This window comes from Arcticibacterium sp. GJ41-1 (assembly GCF_055808875.1).
Genome location: NZ_CM147888.1, coordinates 5,176,453 through 5,197,486, shown reverse-complemented (window position 1 = coordinate 5,197,486; position 21,034 = coordinate 5,176,453). Strand labels below are relative to the sequence as shown.

Annotated in this window: 15 protein-coding genes and 1 tRNA gene; 14 read left to right on the top strand and 2 right to left on the bottom strand. The window is 37.3% G+C overall.

All coding sequences use genetic code 11. From position 1 onward, the window contains the following. Nucleotides 1-52 precede the first annotated feature (52 nt). The 13 genes from AC0L6O_RS21545 to AC0L6O_RS21485 all read left to right on the top strand — a co-directional run bounded on the left by AC0L6O_RS21545 (nt 53) and on the right by AC0L6O_RS21485 (nt 19,061). Nucleotides 53-2,464, top strand: coding sequence for an ABC transporter permease (locus tag AC0L6O_RS21545; protein WP_473305277.1), 2,412 nt, complete (start codon nt 53-55; stop codon nt 2,462-2,464). Nucleotides 2,465-2,657: 193 nt separating this feature from the next. Beyond that, a complete protein-coding gene (locus AC0L6O_RS21540; protein ID WP_473305276.1) occupies nt 2,658-5,063 on the top strand; it encodes an ABC transporter permease in 2,406 nt (801 codons plus the stop codon). Between the two features lie 2 nt (nt 5,064-5,065). Next, nucleotides 5,066-5,374 (top strand): hypothetical protein, encoded by a 309-nt coding sequence (locus AC0L6O_RS21535; protein ID WP_473305275.1) that lies wholly within the window; start codon nt 5,066-5,068, stop codon nt 5,372-5,374. A 77-nt stretch (nt 5,375-5,451) separates the two neighbouring features. After that, a complete protein-coding gene (locus tag AC0L6O_RS21530; protein ID WP_473305273.1) occupies nt 5,452-7,884 on the top strand; it encodes an FtsX-like permease family protein in 2,433 nt (810 codons plus the stop codon). Between the two features lie 44 nt (nt 7,885-7,928). Then, nucleotides 7,929-10,328: an ABC transporter permease gene (locus AC0L6O_RS21525; RefSeq protein ID WP_473305271.1), complete on the top strand. Its 2,400-nt coding sequence runs from the start codon at nt 7,929-7,931 to the stop codon at nt 10,326-10,328. Nucleotides 10,329-10,351: 23 nt separating this feature from the next. Beyond that, nucleotides 10,352-12,754 carry an ABC transporter permease gene (locus AC0L6O_RS21520; protein WP_473305270.1) on the top strand — a complete coding sequence of 801 codons (2,403 nt, stop codon included), beginning with the start codon at nt 10,352-10,354 and terminating at the stop codon, nt 12,752-12,754. Between the two features lie 258 nt (nt 12,755-13,012). Next, nucleotides 13,013-14,437, top strand: a complete 1,425-nt coding sequence (locus AC0L6O_RS21515) for a site-specific integrase (protein ID WP_473305269.1) — start codon at nt 13,013-13,015, stop codon at nt 14,435-14,437. Beyond that, nucleotides 14,434-15,297 carry a hypothetical protein gene (locus AC0L6O_RS21510; RefSeq protein ID WP_473305267.1) on the top strand — a complete coding sequence of 288 codons (864 nt, stop codon included), beginning with the start codon at nt 14,434-14,436 and terminating at the stop codon, nt 15,295-15,297. The genes AC0L6O_RS21515 and AC0L6O_RS21510 overlap by 4 nt, the downstream gene beginning before the upstream one ends. A 115-nt stretch (nt 15,298-15,412) precedes the next feature. After that, on the top strand, nt 15,413-15,703 hold the full coding sequence (locus tag AC0L6O_RS21505; RefSeq protein WP_473305266.1) for a hypothetical protein: 291 nt from the start codon (nt 15,413-15,415) through the stop codon (nt 15,701-15,703). Next, nucleotides 15,700-16,611, top strand: a complete 912-nt coding sequence (locus AC0L6O_RS21500) for a hypothetical protein (protein ID WP_473305265.1) — start codon at nt 15,700-15,702, stop codon at nt 16,609-16,611. Before AC0L6O_RS21505 ends, AC0L6O_RS21500 begins: the two co-directional genes overlap by 4 nt. 359 nt (nt 16,612-16,970) lie before the next feature. Further along, complete coding sequence (locus AC0L6O_RS21495; protein ID WP_473305264.1) at nt 16,971-17,330, top strand: hypothetical protein; 360 nt, start codon at nt 16,971-16,973, stop codon at nt 17,328-17,330. 437 nt (nt 17,331-17,767) lie between these two features. Further along, nucleotides 17,768-18,559 carry a hypothetical protein gene (locus AC0L6O_RS21490; protein ID WP_473305262.1) on the top strand — a complete coding sequence of 264 codons (792 nt, stop codon included), beginning with the start codon at nt 17,768-17,770 and terminating at the stop codon, nt 18,557-18,559. A gap of 1 nt (nt 18,560) precedes the next feature. Further along, on the top strand, nt 18,561-19,061 hold the full coding sequence (locus AC0L6O_RS21485) for a type II toxin-antitoxin system VapC family toxin (protein WP_473305261.1): 501 nt from the start codon (nt 18,561-18,563) through the stop codon (nt 19,059-19,061). 23 nt (nt 19,062-19,084) lie between these two features. Here the strand turns inward: AC0L6O_RS21485 and AC0L6O_RS21480 are convergent, their stop codons facing one another. Beyond that, a complete protein-coding gene (locus tag AC0L6O_RS21480; protein WP_473305259.1) occupies nt 19,085-19,354 on the bottom strand; it encodes a hypothetical protein in 270 nt (89 codons plus the stop codon). Nucleotides 19,355-19,539: 185 nt separating this feature from the next. After that, nucleotides 19,540-19,611, bottom strand: a tRNA-Arg gene (locus AC0L6O_RS21475). 273 nt (nt 19,612-19,884) lie between these two features. Here AC0L6O_RS21475 and egtB point away from each other — a divergent pair. Beyond that, nucleotides 19,885-21,033 (top strand): ergothioneine biosynthesis protein EgtB, encoded by a 1,149-nt coding sequence (egtB, locus tag AC0L6O_RS21470; protein ID WP_473305258.1) that lies wholly within the window; start codon nt 19,885-19,887, stop codon nt 21,031-21,033. Nucleotide 21,034 lies beyond the last annotated feature (1 nt).

Genomic DNA, 21,034 nt, shown 5'->3' with positions numbered 1-21,034 from the left:
AGACTAATCTTCCAATGGGTTTTTAAAAAGTAAATTGCCAAAACTTTAAAAAGTGCTAAAAAACTACATCAAAATAGCTTGGAGAAACCTTTGGAAGAATAAGATCTACAATGGCCTTAACATCATTGGGCTTTCCATTGGCTTGTGTAGTGTACTGTTTGCTCTAATTTTTTGGAGCTATGAGCGTAGTTTTGATAATTTCCATGGCAAGGACATTTATAGAGTTACCACCAGTAGCATAGAAAACACAGGCGAACCACATAAAACCTTCGCAGGAACGGGGCAGGTTCAAGGGCCTGCATTTATGAAAGAAGTACCCGAGCTAAACTCTTATGTGCGTGTTTGGGGTGGAGATATCATGATAGAGGTGCGGTCTGGCGATAATGTGTTAAACCTTAATACGCTCTTTGTTGATGATAATTTTACTTCGTTTTTTAGTTTTCCTCTTTTAGAAGGTGATAAAGCAACAGCTTTAAAAGAAATTAACTCTGTGGTAATTTCTGAAGATGCTGCCATGCGGCTTTTTGGTAAAAAAGAAGGTGTGATTGGCGAATTAGTACACCTTCATGCAGAACCTTCGGCCAGACGCTTGGGAGGAAAACCGCTTGTCGTTAGAGCTGTGGCAAAAAATACTCCTCAAAACTCTTCTATTAATTTTGACATTTTACTGCCATTTCGTTTTGCCCAATTATCTTTTACAGATACCAACTGGCTGAACGCATACCTCGGGACGTTTGTCAAGTTTGACCCAAAAACTAATACAGAAGCCATTGTTCCAAAACTCAATGCAGTTTATGAAAAGTATGCTCAAGCACAGCTAGCAGAAAGTGATTTTGACCCAGAAATCTCCTATGACCTTCAGCCAATAAGAGACATGCACCTAAATTCTTACTTGAGTGAAAACAGTTGGAGCATGCATGAGGGTGGCACCACAAATGAGAGCAAATCGTCTTACTCAAATCAATTTTTGGGTATAACCCTGTTTATATTTTTACTGGCGTTATTTAATTTTATTAATATCAGCATCTCCGCCACGCTACCACGAATGAAAGAGATTGGTCTCCGAAAAATGGCAGGAAGCAGTATCACGGGCATTTATGTTCAGTTTTTTTGCGAAACGGCTCTTTTGACCCTATTTGCCATTGGCTTTGCACTTCTTTTACTTTTGGGACTTATGCCGCAGTTTACCACGCTTACGGGCGTACATGTGCAATTTTCCACATGGTTGAGCTTAGAAAACATCATTTTACTAATAGCCATTTTAGGTATTACTTCGTTTTTAGCTAGTTTTTATCCCGCCACATACTTCGCTAAAGTAACGTCGAAACAATCATTATTTGGAAAGAACAAATCGCCAAAATCTTTGGCTATTGGGCGTGTGTTGCTGGTTCTCCAGTTTGGCATTGCTTTTATCTTGGCATTTTTCTCCATCACCTATTATGCTCAAATGAAGTTTATGAACACTAAAGATTTAGGGTTCAATGCCGACAATATTATCAAAGCAGAAATTAAAGGAGACAGAGAAAAGGAGCCTATCAAACAATTTCTAGAAAACGAATTAGCCACCATTCCACAGTTTAAGGCGGTTACTTTTGGAGGCACCTTTGGTTATGAAGTTGACCCTACAATTATTGACGGCAAAAAGGTTGATGCAGTCTATCGTTCTATTGACCAAGACTTCCTTTCTGTCATGGGATTACATCTAAAAAGCGGTAAGAATATTCCCACTGGAAACAGTCATGAAATTCTAGTCAATGAAACTTTTGTTAAAGAAGCACAGCTAGAGCAGCCCATTGGAAGTAGGTTAAAACTATCAAATTCTATTGACGAAAGTCAGGAGTATTACACGATTGTAGGTGTTATAAAAGATTATCATTTTCAATCCTTAAGAATGAAAATTAAGCCACAAGTTTTGGCCTATATTCCAAGGCATTCGAGCGAGATGCTCGTTAAAGCCGCCTCCCTAGGTGGTTTTTTACCAAAATTCGAGGCGATTTATAAGAAAGCCATGCCTCTAGCAGCTTTTGAATACGGTTTTCTAAGTGAAAGGAATAAGCAAGAATATATTAGAGAGCTTCGCTCACAGAAAATTCTTGGAGTCGCTACCATTTTAGCCATCGTGATTTGCTGCATGGGTATTTTCGGGCTTTCTCATCTCAATGCCTCCTATCGAATTAAGGAAATTGGCATAAGAAAAGTATTGGGAGCAAAGGTTTCAGAAATCACCGTTTTGCTATCTACCGGCTTTCTTAAATTGGTGGTGCTCGCCATCATAATTGCCAGCCCCATAGCCTACTATTTGGTCAATTCTTGGATGCAAGATTTTGCATATAGCGTAGGTTTTATGTGGTGGGTGTTGCCATTGGTTACCTTTGGAGCACTAACTATCACTATGCTTACGGTAGGCTTTCAGGCCATTAAAGCAGCACTTGTGAACCCAGTGAAGAGCTTGAGGTCTGAGTGAGAGAGTTTGTTCTTTTTTCAAAACACTGCTAATAAACATATATCCCTTTCTTAAAGCGAAGGCTTCGTCCGGCCTGTTCATTATCGGACATTTAAAGCCAATACGAAAGCATACAAATGGCTAATAGTGAGATGTCTATATCTTCTGGCACAGTTTAGGGATAGATTATAGCGTATAATAACCTATAGCTCAAATGATTAAAAATTACATCAAAATAGCCTGGAGAAACATTTGGAGAAATAAGCTCCATGCATCTATTAATGTATTTGGACTTGCCATAGCTTTTGCTATTAGTTCTATACTTTTTGTAACAGCCTACTTTCAATTAAGCTTTGATTCTTTTCATAAAGAAAGTGGCAGTCTTTTCAAGGTTTCAAAGTTTGCGATGACAGAAGATGGCGGGCGTTTTTCAGGTCAACTTCCATTGCCCTTTCTTGCCGCTGTGAAATCTGATATTCTACAGGTACAACAAGCAACTCGTGTAGTTTATGGACGAGATGAGCCTTTGGCAATCCAAGACAAAAAGTTAAACAGAATAGTTACCAGAGTTGACCCTGATTTCTTTCAAATGTTCAATTTTGGTGTCATTCAAGGTGATATTGATAGTGCTTTGTCAGGTATTGAAAACATTGCTTTGACCAAAAGTACCGCAATTGATTTATTTGGTACTGAAGATGTGATTGGGAAAGAATTAAGCCTCGGAAAAAAAGGAGAAGAAAAGGGGCTTATTGTTTCTGCTGTTTTAGCAGATTGCCCAAGAAACTCTAGCATTCAGTTTCAAGCCTTAGCTCGTGTGGAAACGCTGCCATCGTTCCAAGAAAATCAAAACAACTGGTCGGCTGGAAGTGCCAATGTTTTTCTGAAAGTGCCTGAGAGCCCTATTGCACTAAATACATCATTAGAAAATTTTGTAGATAAATACTACCAAGAAGAATTGGCAGAATTGAACCTTTCGAAAAGTAGTCTCCCGGCAGATATTAAACCCATTAACTTGAATTTGACGAACATTGAAAATATTCATTTTAGTGGAGAAAGAAGCACACCACTCTTTTTGATTTATGCTCTCATAGGTTTAGGTGCTTTTATCTTATTGATAGCGTGCTTTAACTTCATAAGCTTGAATTTGGCTAGTTCATTTACCAGAGCAAGAGAAATTGGTGTAAGAAAATCACTAGGGGCATTTAAAGGTCAAGTCTTTTTCCAGTTTTGGTCTGAAGCCTTAATATTATATTTCATCGGCTTTGTCTTAGGCATATTTTTAACCTACCAGCTTCTACCCATTTTCAATGCAAGAACAGATGCCAATGTCGGCGTAAACAACTTATTTCAGCCACAATTTTTGGGTATAATGAGTTTGATTTTTTTAGCTGTGACTTTAATAGCTGGTGGTTATCCTGCTTTGAAAATATCAGGGTCTAATATCATAGAGGTTTTAAAAGGGAAAATATCGGGGGGCAAACCGAGCAGGGTTAGAAACACCTTATTGGTTTCGCAATTTGCTATTTCTGCTTTCTTAATTACTCTAAGTTTTATTGGTAGTAAACAGCTCAATTTTATTCAAACAAAGCCTATTGGTTTTAACAAAGAACAGGTTTTAAGCATTCCGATAGGTTCAGACCAAGACGGTCAAGTCATTCTAGAGCGATTGAAAAATTCCTTAGTTTCTAATCCAGAAGTATTAAGTATTTCAGGAACAGGTATAAACCTTGGGAGAGGCTTAGACAGAGTAACTATGCGAAATACTGTGGGATGGGATTACCTCGACAAGCACATTAATATGGACTGGATTTTGACGGAAACCGATTTCCTTAAAACCATGGATATTCCCTTGGTTGCTGGTAGGGATTTTATCTCAAATAGTATTTCAGACAAAGAAACTGGGCTTATAGTGAGCGAGAGTTTTGTCAAAGCCATGGGAGAGTCTGAGCCTGTCGGCAAATTTATTGGCGAAAATTCAGAAGGTAAACCTTATCAAATTTTAGGTGTGGTGAGTGATTTTCATTTTTACTCGCCTTCTGAGGAGACTTTGCCTATTGCCATGCATTTATCAGATGTAGAACCTGTTCAATATCTCTTTTTAAAATTAAAATCTAAAAACCTAGTTGCCAGTGTTCAGAAAATAGAAAACACATGGAACGGACTAACCGACAATGCCGAATTCAAAGCATCTTTTGTAAATGAGAACCTAGCGGCTTGGTATGAAGGAGAAAGATTAATGACAGACCTTTTTGGCACCGCTTCTGGCATCGCAATTTTCCTTTCTTGTTTAGGGCTTTTCGCTTTGTCATTATTAACCATTGAGTTAAGAACCAAAGAGGTTGGCATTAGAAAAGTAATGGGTGCTTCGGTCAGTAGCATTGTGAAAATAATATCCTTTTCCTTCATAAAACTGGTGCTGATAGCTTTAGCGGTGGCCTTGCCTTTAGCCTGGTTTGCATCCAACGCTTGGCTCGAAAATTACGAATACAGAATAAGTCAAAGCCCTCTCCCATTTATAGCCGTGGCATTATTAGTCACTTTGATTGCTCTGGGCACAGTAAGTTTCCATACCATAAAAGCAGCATTGATGAACCCTGTTAAATCATTAAAATCTGAATAATTATGAAACCGCAAATAACAATTTTAGCCTTAGGATTTATTCTTTTCTCATTTTCTGCTTTGGCACAGCAAAAAATAAGTTCTAAAATAACGGATGATGAGACTACCCTAAATGTCTATATAAAAAACCAAATGAAAGCGGAAACGCTCGTTTTTGAAAAGTCATTCGATATAGAAAAAAAGAATATTATCCAGAGAGATTTTTTGGTTCTAATTGCTTTTGATAACGTAAAGGCCGCTCCCCCTATTCATCTGCTTAAAGGCTCTTTAGTCTCTTTGATGGCCTTTAAGATTTATCAAATCTTTGACTAATCAAACTGAAATTCAATAGGAACAACTACGAATTCATGTATTTGAAACGATTCGTGGTCATAAAAAAGAACATTATCATGATACGTAACTACATCAAAATCGCTTGGAGAAACCTCCTAAATGTTAAGTCTTATGGCTTGGTAAATCTGCTCGGACTTACGGTAGGCACGGTCTGCAGTTTGGCTATTTTATTATATGTTCAAAACCAATTTGGTTATGAAAAACAGTTTGCCGACCATGAAAATATCTACAAAGTAGCAACACTCAACATCAATGGTGGCGAAAGCCAAGACGCCAATATGATTACCTCTGGGCCACCAATAGGCCCTACTATTGCCAAAGATTACGAAGAGGTAAAAGCACAAACCAGAATTGTAGACTTAGGAGGGGAATATCTTTTTCATGCGGAAGGCTCTGATAAGACTTTCTTCCAGTCGGGTGGTTACTTAGTAGATTCTACCTTTTTTCAGGTTTTTGATATACCCCTAGTTCAGGGTGATGCCAAAACTGCTCTTGACAATCCTCAAAGTCTCCTTTTGTCTTCCGATGTAGTCACCAAATTGTTTGGTGATGGCGTTTCTGTTATTGGGAAACAGGTACAAATTACCGGAGGCAATGACGATGTTTCATTAACTATTAAGGGCGTTTATAAAGCCGACCTAGGCAAAACCCACTTAAAACCCCAATTTATTATGAGTATGGGAAGCACTGGCATGGGTAGTTATGTACTTACAAGTGACGAGTGGTCTGGAAATAATTTTGTACATACTTACATAAAATTACAGCCTCAGAGCAAGCCTGATGCTCTAGCCGCCAAGTTTCCTGAAATGCTAGAAACGTATGGTGCAGAGCAATTAAGACTTGCCAACAAAAAGAAGGTAATTAGTTTAGTACCTATTACGGATTTGCATTTGAAAGCTAATGCCTATGAGTTTCACCTTGGTAAAAACTCCTCCATAACCTATATCTATATACTATTGGCCATTGGTTTATTTATACAATTGATGGCTTGTGTAAACTATATTAACCTTACCACGGCTCAGGCCACCAAAAGGGTTAAAGAAATAGGCGTAAGAAAAGTAAACGGAGCGGCCAGCAAATCATTAATGTATCAATTTCTCATTGAGTCATTTATGGTAGCATCTATATCCGTGATTTTGGCAATCCCTCTTCTAATCTTTATGCTGCCTTATATCAATCAGCTATTTGGAAGCGACATGGTTATATCTAATATTCTTTCGATCAACATGCTTTTGACCATGGCGGGCATCTGTATTTTTACCAGTTTACTATCTGGCATGTACCCTGCCTTTTATTTGGCCATGATGGAGCCCTTAAAAGTGATGAAAAAGAAAATGATTGGCCGTAATCAGGCTTTTTCTTTACGAAACGGCTTAGTGATTTTTCAATTTTCGATGGTATTTCTATTGATATACGCTGTATCGGTGGTTTCACAGCAATTAAATCATTTAAGCGAAAAAGATTTAGGTTTTTCACAAAACCAAAAATTGATAGTGCCACTGAAGACCTCAGATGCCGTAAAATCTTATGCCTTTCTAAAAAATGAATTGGAAGCCCTGCCGGGAATTAATGCCGTGGCTGCTTGTCAATTTTACCCATCGCAGAATATTTGGTATGACCAAAAAGTCTATAAAAGAGGAACCTCATTGGCAGAAGGTGTGGTGATTCAAAATAATCTGGCTAGTGATAATTTCTTTGAAACCATGGGGATGGTATTGCTAGAAGGGCGGAGTTTAGTGGCAACAGATGAAGACCAAATGGTGGTGAACGAGACTTTTTTAAGGAAATTTTCTATTGACCAGAGTGAAGCCGTAGGTTTGTTTTTCAGCCGTCAACCCCGCGAAGATGGTACTGACAGATCTCCTTTAGAAATAGTGGGCGTAATAAAAGATTATAATTTTTTGTCGCCAAAAGACGAGGTATTGCCCGTAGCAACATTTTATGACAATGAACTATCAAATGCCGTGGTGAATTTCAGTAGTGCTAACACCAAAGAGTTGCTTTCGGAAATTGAAACAAAATGGTCTGCCATTAACCCAAATGTGCCCTTTGAATTTACTTTCTTAGACAAAGCCATGGCAGAAGTTTTTGAAGATGAAAAAAGGCTTCAGCGAGTATCATTCACTTTCACAATGCTGGCCATTCTTATAAGTTTATTGGGCATTTGGGGCTTGGTTTCATTTACTACCCAACAACGTTTCAAGGAAATAGGCGTAAGAAAAGTATTAGGAGCCTCCGTAGGAGAAATAACCACATTGCTTACCAAGGAGTTTGTGCTATTGGCGGGCGTGTCGGTCTTAATTGGCATTCCTGTGGGTATTTATGCTATGAATACTTGGCTAGATAATTACACCTATAAAATTAACAATACAGCAGGTCTCATTGCTTTTGCTGCATTAAGCACGCTAATCGTTTGTTTAGTTAGTGTGATTTACAAAACCATAATAGCCGCTAGAGCAAATCCTGTAGCTAGTATAAAATCGGAATAGTTTGGAAAACCCTGATTGCCTCGAATCAATAAAAAATCAAGAACATGCTTAAGAATTACATCAAAATAGCCTGGCGGAACGTTTGGAAAAACAAGGTTTTCTCCATGATCAACATTGTTGGTTTGGCGATAGGAATGGCGGCTAGCACGGTCATTTTGTTATTTGTTTCTTTTGAAAAAAACTTTGATTCTATTCACACCAAGAATCTTTATCGTTTAGACGAGGTTCAAAGTTTTCCTGGCATGGTAGCTCCGCAAAAAGTGGCTCTATCCATGTTTCCGATGGGACCAACCTTAAAAGAAGAGTTTCCGGAAGTTAATGATTTCTGTAGAGTTCGTCAGATTCAAAACATGCCTTTAACATTAGGCAATAAAAAAGTAGAGCTTCCAAATGCCCTTTGGGTTGACCCAAATTTCTTTCAACTTTTCGATTTCAAACTTTTAGAAGGAGATAAAGAAAGCTTGTTAGCTGAGCCTAACACCGTAGTCTTAACTACAGAAACAGCCCAAAAGATATTTGGTAAGGAAGAGGCCATAGGAAAAAGCATTGTTCGCTATGAAAACGATACGCTGACTTTTAAGGTAACCGGAATCATGGAAAATGTTCCTAGTTCCTCGCATTTACAGTTTGATGCAGCATTTGCCTTTAGCACTATTACTGGCCCTCAAAATATGGAAAACTGGGGTGGTAACTGGCTAGTAACTTATTTAGAATTGGCCAAAGACATAGAAATTTCTGATTTGGAAAGCAAATTCCCAGATTACTTAAAACGTCATATGAATGGCGATGCTTCAGATTGGTATGAGTTGTTTTTACAGCCCATGTCTGAGGTACATTCTAATTCAGCTGATATTACCCATGATTATATAAACTATCAAAAATTCGACCGTACCTACACTTACATTTTCTCTGTTATTGCCATTATTATTTTGATAATTGCCTGTGTCAATTTCATGAATTTGTCAACGGCAAAATCAATGAGCAGAGCCCAAGAGGTAGGTTTACGAAAATCTATAGGTGCCGTAAAGTCTCAATTAATAATACAGTTTATTGGCGAATCTATTCTATTGGCTTTGATGGCTCTGTTTTTTGCAGTTTTCATCGTTTGGTTGGCATTACCTTACATGTCAAACCTAAGTGGCCGAAACCTTGAATTTCCTTTATTTTCAAATCCTTTTTTAATTTTTACTTTACTTGGAGGAACCATCCTCATTGGGCTATTTTCAGGCATCTATCCTGCCTTTTATTTATCCAGTTTTAATCCTGTAAAGGTTCTAAAAGGTACATTTTCCATAGGAAAGAGTAATTTTAGGAATGCATTGGTAGTAGCACAATTCACGTGTGCTGTTTTCTTAATAATAGCCACCTTTTTTGCAGTGAAGCAGTTGAAATTTATGCAAAAGATGGACCCAGGATTTGACAAAGACCAGGTCATTGTAGTCCCTCTAAACTATAAGTCAGGCCCACTATATTCTACGCTTAAGCAAGAGTTCCTTTCACGCTCTTTTGTGGAAGCTGTTACCGCCTCTGGACAAACACTCGGAAATAATTTTCATCAAACTGGAGTAGAATTTCAGGGAGAAGGACCCTTGAAAAGCATGGCTTCCTCCAGAGTAATTGTTGACCCTGATTATCTCAGTTTATATAAGATAGAAATATTGGCAGGCAGAAACTTTCAAGAGGGGCCAGCCGATGATGGAAAAACATATATTGTCAATGAATCATTGGCTAAGGAATTATTAAAAGACCAAAGTGTAAAGACTTATGAATCGCTGATTGGCAAAGGTTTTAGATTTGGTGGAATGGATTCTTTGGGGGCAATTGTTGGTGTTTCTAAAGATTTCAATTTTAATTCTTTGCATCACAAAATTGAGACACTGTGCATTTTTAATCAATCAAACTGGGGATATAGTGAGATATCTGTCCGTGTGAAAGGCAAGGATACCAAAGAAGCCATTGCCAGCCTTCAATCGGTTTGGAAAGATTTAATGCCCGACCAAGAGTTCCATTATAGCTTTTTAGACGAACACTTTGCGGAGCTCTATAAAGCAGATGGACAGGTAAGTGAAATAGTTGGTGTTTTAGCAGGCTTAGCCATTTTTGTTTCCTGCCTTGGTTTATTTGGTTTGGCTTCTTATTCTGCCAAACGTCGCGTAAAAGAAATTGGAGTACGCAAAGTATTAGGTTCCTCGGTTGCCAATATTGTAGCCTTGCTTTCAAAAGACTTTATCAAACTTGTTTTGGTTTCTATCTTAATAGCATCGCCACTCGCTTGGTATGCCGTCAATTCTTGGTTAACAGACTTTGCCTATCGAATAGATATAGAATGGTGGGTATTTATTATTGCGGCATTTTTAGCCGTTTTAATTGCCCTTTTAACGGTAAGTTTTCAGGCAATAAAAGCCGCCGTTGTTAATCCAGTAAAATCTTTAAAATCGGAATAGATTCAATCAACTCATCTAGAAATATGCTTAAGAATTACATCAAAATAGCTTGGAGAAACTTAATAAACCACCCTACCTATTCCCTTATCAATGTCCTAGGACTAGCTTTGGGTATGGCAGTAACCATATTGATAGGTCTATGGGTAAATGGCGAGCTTACTTATGATAGTCATTTTAAGAATAAGGATAAGATTGGACAATTTTGGCAAAGCCAAACCTTTAATGGCTCAGTGGGTACAGGAAGAGCTATTCCTCGTCCTTTAGAGTTTGAATTAAAAAATAATTACGAGCAATATTTCAAACACATTGTGATGAGTACTTGGACGCAGTCTCGTTATCTAAAAACAGGAGATATTACCGTTAATAAAACAGGGAACTACATGCAGGCAGATGGGCCTGAAATGTTTGATGTAAAAGTTATTTCTGGTCAAAAAAATGGACTGAAAGACCTAAAGTCAATAATGCTTTCAAAGTCTTCTGCTAAAGCTCTTTTTGGTGAGAAAGATGCTCTAGGAAAAATAGTAAAAGTTAATAACCGCTCTGAAATGAAAGTCACAGCTGTTTATGAGGACTTTCCTTTTAATACCAGTTTGTATGAAACACATTATATTATGCCGTGGGACCAGTATGTGGCAGAAAACGAATGGGTTAAAAATTCGGTAGATAGCTGGGGAAATAACTCTTTTCAGCTTTTCGCTCAAGTAGCAGATAACCAAACGGTAAAAGGTGTCTCTCAAATCATTGAGGATGTAAAGTACAAAGCTGCTGGAGAAGATTTTCAACAATATAAACCTACGCTTTTGCTAATGCCGATGGAAGATTGGTACCTGCGTTCGCTGTTTAAAAATGGCATTCAGGATGGGGGACGAATTCAACTAGTATGGCTTTTTGGTATCATTGGTGCTTTTGTGTTGTTTTTGGCCTGTATTAATTTCATGAATTTAAGTACAGCTCGTTCAGAAAAACGAGCGAAGGAAGTGGGCATTCGTAAGTCAATTGGCTCTCTGAGAACGCAGTTGATTAATCAGTTTTTGAGCGAGTCTTTCATGGTCGTTATTCTGGCTTTTATTCTGGCTTTAGCATTAGTGCTATCTTTTTTACCAGGCTTTAATGAATTGGCAGATAAGAAAATTGAATTTCCATGGTTTAGTGGCACCTTCTGGTTGTCCAGTTTGAGCTTTATTGTTTTCACAGCTTTGGTTTCAGGAAGCTATCCGGCATTATATTTATCATCTTTCTTACCTGTTAAAGTGCTAAAAGGAACCTTCAAAGCGGGTAAGTCTGCGGCATTGCCTAGAAAGGTAATGGTAGTCATGCAGTTTACTGTTTCTATCGCTTTAATTATAGGCACATGTTTGGTCATGAGACAGATTAATTATTCGAAAAACCGCCCAATTGGCTATGATAAAGAAGGTATGGTGCAGATTCCTGTGATGTCTTCTGAGTTTATTGGCAAAGCAGACTTTATGCGAACGCAGTTTCTAAATAGCGGAGCGGTAGAAGAAATGTCAACATCGAGCAGTCCAACCACAAATATCTATTCTAATCGCTCAGGTTTTCTTTGGGAAGGAAAGCCGGAAGGCTTCCAAGAAGATTTTGCCTGGACCGAAGTCTCTCCTGAATATGCTAAGTCTTTAGGAATGAAAATAATAGCAGGAAGAGATTTGTCAAGAGAGATGTCTACCGACTCTAATGCGGTTTTGGTCAATAAAACCTTTGTAGAATACATAGGAAAAACAGATGTCATTGGGCTTCAAATAAGAAACGATGATGAAGAAAGCACCGATGCACCATTAGTGATTGTTGGCGTGGTGGATGATATCATAACACAGTCTCCTTACGAACCCGTAAAGCAAGCTATTTATGCTTTTGACCAGTACGACAATGCTAGTTTTTATAACCTAAGACTAAATCCAAATAAATCAGCCAAAGAAAACTTAACTGTAATAGAAGGAGTCTTCAAAGAGCATTTCCCGAGCCTCCCTTTTGAATATCAATTTATTGACGAAGTCTATGCAGAAAAGTTTGCGATGGAAGAACGCATTGGCTCTTTGGCAAGTGTCTTTACGGTTTTAGCCATTTTAATCAGCTGTTTAGGTTTGTTTGGTTTAGCTTCTTTTGTGGCGGAGCAACGAACTAAAGAAATAGGTGTAAGAAAAGTATTGGGGGCATCCGTTACCAATCTATGGGCAATGCTTTCAAAAGACTTTGTTTGGTTGGTTTGTATTTCAATGCTGATTGCAGTTCCACTAGCATGGTGGGGAATGGATGCCTTTCTAAGTCGCTATACTTACAGAACAAACATGGCCTGGTGGATATTTGCCTTAGCCGGTCTAGGAGCTATATTAATAACACTCTTAACGGTGAGTTTTCAAGCCATAAAAGCAGCATTAATGGATCCAGTGAAGAGTTTGAGAAGTGAGTAGTGTTGCTTTTAATAAGGCTCTATGGAGATTGGCCCTTTTGTTTTAGAGCGATATATTCAGAAATGACCCCGCTAGGAATCGAACCTAGATATGTTGTTTTATTGTGTTACCCCTTTATAAGGTATTTATTGTGGCTTTGTGTGCGTATTAGGCGTTTTCTCATTAAGCTACATTCGAGAGTATTAAAATTATACTACACCAAACACTACACCATTTAATGTAAAAGAGTATCTTTGACGTATTACCATTATTGTAATTATGACTAGTGCGTACTTATTTTTACGAAAGGCTAAATCAAAAGAACTGACTCTTGTATATGTTGGACTAAGACATGAAGAGGGCTATTTAAGGGTTTCTACTGGCATCAAAGTTTTACCTAAAAGCTGGGATGGTAAAAAGCATCAAATAAAGAGAAATGGTATTTCTCAAGTATTCATCCCGCCATATTTGCTGTCTCAGATGAACGGAGCTGAGGAGACGTCTTTTCTGAATCGCTTTCTAATTGAGGTGTGCAGGTTTGTCGATTCGCGACAAAGCTTAAGTTTGGATGTGCTAAAGTCTGATGTGAAGGACTTTATAAGGAATTCCGAGGGGGATTATCTTACTGATTTTTATCAAGATATGAAACGAGTCGTTTCTGAATCTAAAATACAGGGAATTGAGGTTAGTAAAGAAATGATTCAATCAAAGATAAATCAGTATCAAACGAGGGAAAGAGAAAGTGTTACGATGTTGAATTATTTTGAAGACTTCATATTAAGGTCAGAAAAGGGGGTAAGGATGCCTAAGGGTAAGAAAGTAGACCAAAATACAATTAGGACTTATAGGGCAACTCTAAGGGTCTTGAAGAGCTTCCTTATGGATAAAGGTGTTGAGGATATTTACTTTGGAGATGTTAATTTAAACTGGGTAGCTGATTTCAAGTCTTCAATGAGTCAAAAAAGAAATTGGAGGTCAGCGACTCTAGGAAAGCATGTAGCTAGGTTAAAGATGGTTTTTCGTGAAGCTTATGAACATGGGATTCATACGAATCAAATATTTCAAACCTCCGCATTCAATGTTGAAACATCAGTAGGTCAAGGGATTGCTCTTTCTGATGAAGAGATTAAGAAGTTCGTTGATGTCAAACTACCCTTAAAGGGCAAGCTAGATAAAGTTCGTGACCTTTTTGTAATCATGTGCCATACTGGACTTCGTTTAAGTGATGCAAAAAGGATAAGTCCTGATAATATTATTAAGTCTAAGGAGCATTTTTATATCGAAATAGTTCAAGAAAAAACAGATGCGGCAGTTGTGACCCCAATTTCGGGTGTCGTTTGGGGAATTCTTGAAAAGTGGGAGATGTCTTCGCCACCAATAATATCAGACCAAAAATTTAATGACTATATCAAAGAAGTTGCAGAACTAGTTTTTGGAGAAGATGAAACTATATTGCAGACGCATTTAGAGGGCGGAAAGGTCGTCTCAAAGAGGGTTTCTAAATCTAGCTTGATAAGTAGTCACGTAGGTAGGCGTTCGTTCGCTACTAATAGCTTTAGGAAAGGCATTGACTCTATTACGATTAGAAAAATAACAGGTCATAAAGATTCTAAGTCTTTTGAGAGTTATGTTAAAATTAGTGAGCGTGAGCACGCTGATTTGTTTCGTAAACAGTTAGAGTCAATTAACTATAAGAGTAAATGAAGGAGTGGACTAAGTGTGGAGGTTATATTTCATGGTTCGGTTCTATAGATTTAATAAATAAGTCTGATAGTTTTTGTTTAGTCGAGGTAGAAAATAACGTTTTAAATTCACAGAGTAGGCTGGATATTGTTGATGGTGCCGAAGTTGGGGAAGAATTTATAGGGTTAAGGTTTACTTTCAGGACAAACTATGTAAATAACCTTCAATTGTCTGTTTATCAGATACTTGTATTGGATTACTTGCAAGCGAGTGAAGTGTTAAGGAGGAAATTTAAAAATATTTTTCGTACGGAAGTGAGCGGTGAGGCGGTAACCCGATTTTACCGTTTTTTAGTGGTTGGGCTAAGTTATAAAGTTGATATTGATGAAAAAGGAGATTTGTTCATTAAATCCTTAGCAGTATTAATGAAAAGTGATTGGATTAAGCAAAGAGGTCTAATAGTCGATGATAAGCCTATCTATAGTGAAGACCTCCTTAAATGTCGTCGTAGATGCTTGTTTGACTTAAAGGGAGCGGACTTAAACCTTTACTGTACGCTTTTAAGTTTAGTAATTGGTGAGCCTGAAACGGGCGTATTAGGAAGAGATAAGGATTCTAAAGAGTTTCTAAAGGTGTTAATTGATGAAATGAATGCTATTTACTTATCAGGGTTTAAGTTTTCTTCAATAGAAAGTGACTTACAAAAAGATAAGAGGTTAATTGAAGACCATATGGAGAAAGAGCTATTGTCTAAGCATTTTGATAAAAAACTAAAGCGTGTCGCTAGGCATATGATTAGAGAATATCCGCATCTCGAGAAGTTGATATATCACGTAATTGTTCAGACTTTCCCCTTTTCTAGGGAGCTCAATTCTAATTGACAAGTTTAGTTTAAAAGTCTTTAAGTAAGGTGTTTGTGATTTAAGGGGCTTTTGAAAAAACCCCTTCTGAAACTCTGTTCCTAGTTTTGCAAAGTCGAATTTAAACATAAAGCAAATGGTACAGAAAAAAGAGAATCAGGCAAACCCCTTCGTTTCCATAGAAACTAGATTAGATGGACTGGAGCAGTTAATTGGGGATAAGTTTGAGGAGTTAAAGGGTTGTCAGTCTTTTCCAGAAGATAGATACGTTGACCAAAATGAAGCTAGTAATATACTAGGAATAAGCACTGTTACATTATGGACTTATGAAAAGAAAGGTCTAATTAAAGTCTACAGATTTGGTACAGTAAAGAGGTATAGACTTTCAGAGGTTCTAAATGCCCCAAAATTGATACTTACAAAGTGATTGATGGAATTAAAGTATCTCGGTTGGTTTCCGATGAAAATGTTCTGAATCACTGTTCCGTTGCTCCTTTAGTGGATACTAAGTTTAAAGAGGTCACAGGTGAGCAGATTTACAGGTCTGTAAGGTGGTTTGACTTAGTCTTGAAGAACTATGATAGGTTCCCTAATATAGTTCCCTTACAAGGCTCATTGCATAAGTTCTGGAACAACTATCTTGAATCAAGTTGCCCAATAAAGGAGAGTCATAACTACAACGATTTTAAGTTTAAAGATATATGTCAGGCTGTTTCTATTCTTGAATGGGAGCACTTCGGGATAATAAAGTCTGAATTGAACGGAGTTGAGTTTGGAGTTAATGTGGATACTGGGGAAGTTCAGGTAGCAGATATTTTAAATAGTCTAATCGCTTATAGTAATAAGCCGTTTGTTAAGGAAAAAGTTGGGTATAAGCATTTTTGCTATGTTGATATGGCTGAATATACAGTTAAGGTATATGACAAGGGTTTACAGTACAGGTTGCAGGGTAATATACTTCGTGTAGAAGTCAAGGTTCGAAAAATGAAATTCCTTAAGAAGTCTATTGGTAAGCTTACCTTAGAAGGGTTACTAAATAAGGATATCTATCAAGTTTTGGGAAATATACTTTCAGACTGTTGGAGTAAAATTCTAATGGACAATAGTAGTATAAGGTTAGATGAAATGTTCTTGAAGGATAGGGAGCTTTACTTGAAACTAAGGAACCCTAATCACTGGACTAAGGAGGGCATGTCTGCAAAGGAAAGGAAACAAAATCAAAGGGGTAAGGTTAGGTTTCAGCACCTTTTAGAGGAATATAAAACTGGTGATAACCTCCACACTCTGATTAGTGGCAAAATAAGTGATAAGTGGGAGGAACTGCTTGAGGGTTAAGAATTGTAATATGCCAAGAATTATAACCCAATTTAGGCACTTAAAAACAATAGGAATTTAAGGGCAAAGTGCTTTAAGGCTTATTCGAGTAAGGTGTCGAGCCTAAGCCAATTCTATTTGGCTACTTATTACCCGTGTCCTTAATTCACCACTTATCTACAGGGAAAAATGTGACATTCATGTGATAAAAGATTTTTGTCACAATATTTCCTTCGGGGTTTTAATATGAAAACTTTGGCAGGAAGTCACGATTTAACCCTCGGTAATTGATTTGTTTTTTTGGTTTGGATTAAAAATAGAAGATAGCGAGGTGTTAATTTTTACAGGGAATATGTTTCGGGGTCGATGAATAACAAATAATGAAAGAAAGGAAAAGCAGTAAGGAGGTACTTGTTGATGCAATTGGCTTCTATAGGAAAGCTCTAAAAGATTGTCAGCCAAATGGTATTCTTAACTACGGCTATGAGAGTAGTACTAAGACTGAACTTAGGTCAATTAATCCAATGATTACAGCCGCAGTTCTATTATCCAAAGCTTTAAACAATATACATAAGGGTAGAGAAGACTTAGCGATGAAGGAAATATCTTATGTTAGAAATATTTACTTAATGCACGCTTTTAAGGTTGAGAGTTTTTGGCTTATACCTCAGGATAAGCGTAATCCAAGGAGTGAGAATGATGAAGATTTTTTAGCTCTGCTAGGTAAGGAGCAATTATGAGGTTTGTGGTATAAAACTAGCTGACCCTAAAAGAGATTAGTCTAATATTTCTTGTTATGTGCGTTTGAGCTTAACTATGGGGTTTGAGTTTATAGTCTTATTCATAAAGGTGCGTTTCTATTTGGTTACTGGTCTGTTTGAGTTTAGGTCGTTGTTGTTTTTTAATCCCCCCCCCTTATAAGCTAAAAAAGGAGGTACGATGTTTTCATGGATTTTTAATATGCTCGCAGGTTTTCGGTGAAATGTTGAGGGTAGCTTTTAATACTAATCTTTTTTTGTTGTTTTTGGCAGTTTAATGCCCGCTACGGCTTGGCTTGGTTTCTAATGTTTAGCACTTAAATTTAGTGGATGGTGTATAGTTTTATTCACTATATTTGTTAACTAAGTGAGGAAATATTTACAAAACTTGTTCATTAAGTTGACAAGTTAATAGTGCATTGATAGATACAGAGGACAACATATTGGGTTTAAGGATTTCAGCGGACGGCTTGCATCCAGATACGGTCAGGGCGTCTGAAGTGGCTTTCCTAATAGCACAGTTTGAGAAACTTGTACTTTCTAACTTTAAAGACTTACATCCCGAAATAGATATTAAAAGTAATGTTATTCTTGCCTTTCATGAAGTAAAGGATGAAAGTTTGGGTATTAACTTAAAGGATATGCTTTCGGATGAAAAACTTGCGGGTTTTTTAAAGGGCTCATTAATAGCTTTATCTGCTACTTTGGGAGCTCATGAGTTAAATTCTGTAAACAGGGATTCTCTAGTGGCTTTAAAACACATCCAAACTTTTAGTAAAGAGTATAATGCGAAGGCTGAAATAAAAATTAATAATAAAACCTATTTCGAGTTTGATGAGAGTTTTGATTTTTCGGTAGTAGCAAGGACTTATAGCGGGCAAACTGTTATAGTTGGAGAGCTTCTTGATTCTGGGGGTGAGAGACCAAACCTTCATTTAAAGTTAGCTAATGGAGATAAGGTCATAGTTAATACAGATAAGGAAACAGCAAAAAGATTAGGTTCTAGGCTTTATGATGCGGTGTCATTGGAGGGTATTGCTACGTGGGATTCTGTCACTGACCGAATTATTAAGTTTGAATTAACTAAGTCAACTGATTATCAGGTAGGTAATTCATTTCAAGCTATACAGGAATTAAGAGAATTGACCGATGGGTATTGGGACAGTTTTAGTTCAGACGACGAAATAAATGAAGCACTTCTAAGAATTTAATATGTTAATAGCCGTTGATTCGCATACAATTATTTGGGGGATAAAAAAACAAAGTAGTTCTGGGCAAGAAGATATGATTCAGAAGGCTGAGAGGTTTTTTAAATGGGCTGACGAGAATGGTCATAAAATAATTCTTCCTACAGTAGTTGTGGCAGAAATTTTGACGCCTGAAAGCGATGAAAATGCTGAGAGAATTCTTGAAATAATTACTAAAAGTTTTGTTGTTGCTCCTTTTGACGTGAAGGCTAGTAAAATATATGCAAAGCTTTTGAGAGAAAGGTATGGGGAGTTAAAGGTCTTTGCTAAAGAGAATGAGATTAGGAAGGCTAAGATGAAGTTTGACCATGTTATTGTTGCCACTGCAATGGCGTATGGTTGCACAAAGATTGTTTCTAATGACCCAGATTTACCTAATTTTGCAAAAGGAGCAATCCCTGTTGTAAAGTTAGAAGATGCTTTCAATGATATGTCGACACCCTCTTCTGAATTATTTGAGGTTTAGTCTTATTTTCAATAAGTATAATTTTACAGTTCTTCTTGGATGGAAAGTTGGGCTTCTTGAATCATTTTGGTTGTGTCATTGGCAAAGCCCGACCATTTATCATATATAACTTCACCGAGTATATAAGCCTTTACATGGTAGCCATTTTGGCTTTCTACTATAATGGCTTGTGATTCATACTTAGATTGATACTCCAATAGGTCTGCTTGGTAGTCTGAAAAGGAGTAATCCGCTTCTTTTTGCTCAATAGGTGTGCAGCCAAAGGATAGAAAGAGTAGGAGAAAATGTTTCATCGGCGTTTCAATTAAATCCTAGTTTAGTATATACTGTCAAAAGAACTTTCATTACTATAAAGGTAAAGAGAATTTCTAAGGTCAGTTGTAGGGCGTTATATTGAAAACACTACACCGTTCACTACACCTATTGGCTTTTTGTTTATGTAAATCGTTGATAGTCTTTCAGTTGCGTGTTTTTGTTGTAGCCCCGCTAGGAATCGAACCTAGATCTAAAGTTTAGGAAACTTCTATTCTATCCATTGAACTACGGGGCCTAAGATAGCGGTAAAAGTATAAATTTCCTTAGAGTAATGTTAACTGTTTGACCTTAAATCATGCGTCAATATGGGATTATGCGTGATTATTTGAAAATTTATGTTTTGATAATATGTGTTCTCTATTTTATTAGGTAGGCCATCAGGGGAATACTATGATACGGTTTTAAGCTATTTCTGCCTTTTGCCAAAGTATTTAGTAAATTGAGAATATAAGAAACCGTTTTGTTTAGAATACCGTTTCTTTAGAAAATTCAAAGAATACCCCTTTTCATGAGCCCTGTTTTAGAAAAGTTTTTAAAAGTTAGAAATTATACCGAACAGCTTTGTGCCGGTCTGGAAGTAGAAGATTACCTACCACAAAGTGCAGAGTTTGCTAGTCCTCCGAAATGGCATCTGGCTCATACTACTTGGTTTTTTGAAGAAATGATTCTTCAGAAATACGTCAAAGGCTATACGGTTTTTGATAAGAGTTACAGATTCCTGTTTAATAGTTATTATAATTCCATAGGCGAGCGTCTAAATAGGGGAGAGCGAGGGCTAATCTCCAGACCAAGTGTAGAGATGGTTTATAAATACAGAGCAGTTGTAAGTCGGCAAATGGAGTTACTACTTCAAGAGAATGTTTCAGAAGAAGTATTAGAGCTGGTCATTCTTGGTATAAACCACGAGCAGCAGCATCAAGAGTTATTGTTGACAGATTTGAAATATACTTTCTCCAGAAATCCGACCTACCCTGAATGGCAAAAAGAACCTTTAGTTAGTTCTAAAAACCAATCTGAATCTTGGCTTAAGGTTTCAGAAGGTGTTTATGAGATTGGTTTTGACGGAAATGGTTTCTCTTTTGATAATGAACTAGGAAGACATAAGGTATACCTCAATGATTTTGAGATTGCTAACAGCCTAGTGACCAATGGAGATTTTATTGATTTTATAAACGACGGAGCTTATCAAAAATCAGAGTTTTGGCTTGACGAAGGTTGGTCATGGGTAAAAGCTAATAACATAGAAAAACCCCTTTATTGGTATAAGTCTGACGGCAAATGGCTAAACTATACTTTGGCAGGTTTAAAAGAAATTAACCCTGAAGAGATATTAGCCCACGTTTCATTTTATGAAGCTGCTGCCTATGCGTTATGGAAGGGCTGCAGATTACCTACAGAGTTTGAATGGGAAATAGCTTCTGATAAGTTTCAGTGGGGTACCCGCTGGGAGTGGACCAACTCTGCATACTTGCCATATCCAAAATATGAAATAGCTGCAGGAGCCGTAGGAGAGTACAATGGTAAATTCATGATAAACCAAATGGTTTTAAAAGGGGGCTCCGTTGCTACATCCGAAGGACATAGTAGAAAAACATATCGTAATTTCTTTCACGCTCAAATGCAATGGCAGTTTTCAGGAATTAGATTAGCTAGATAAC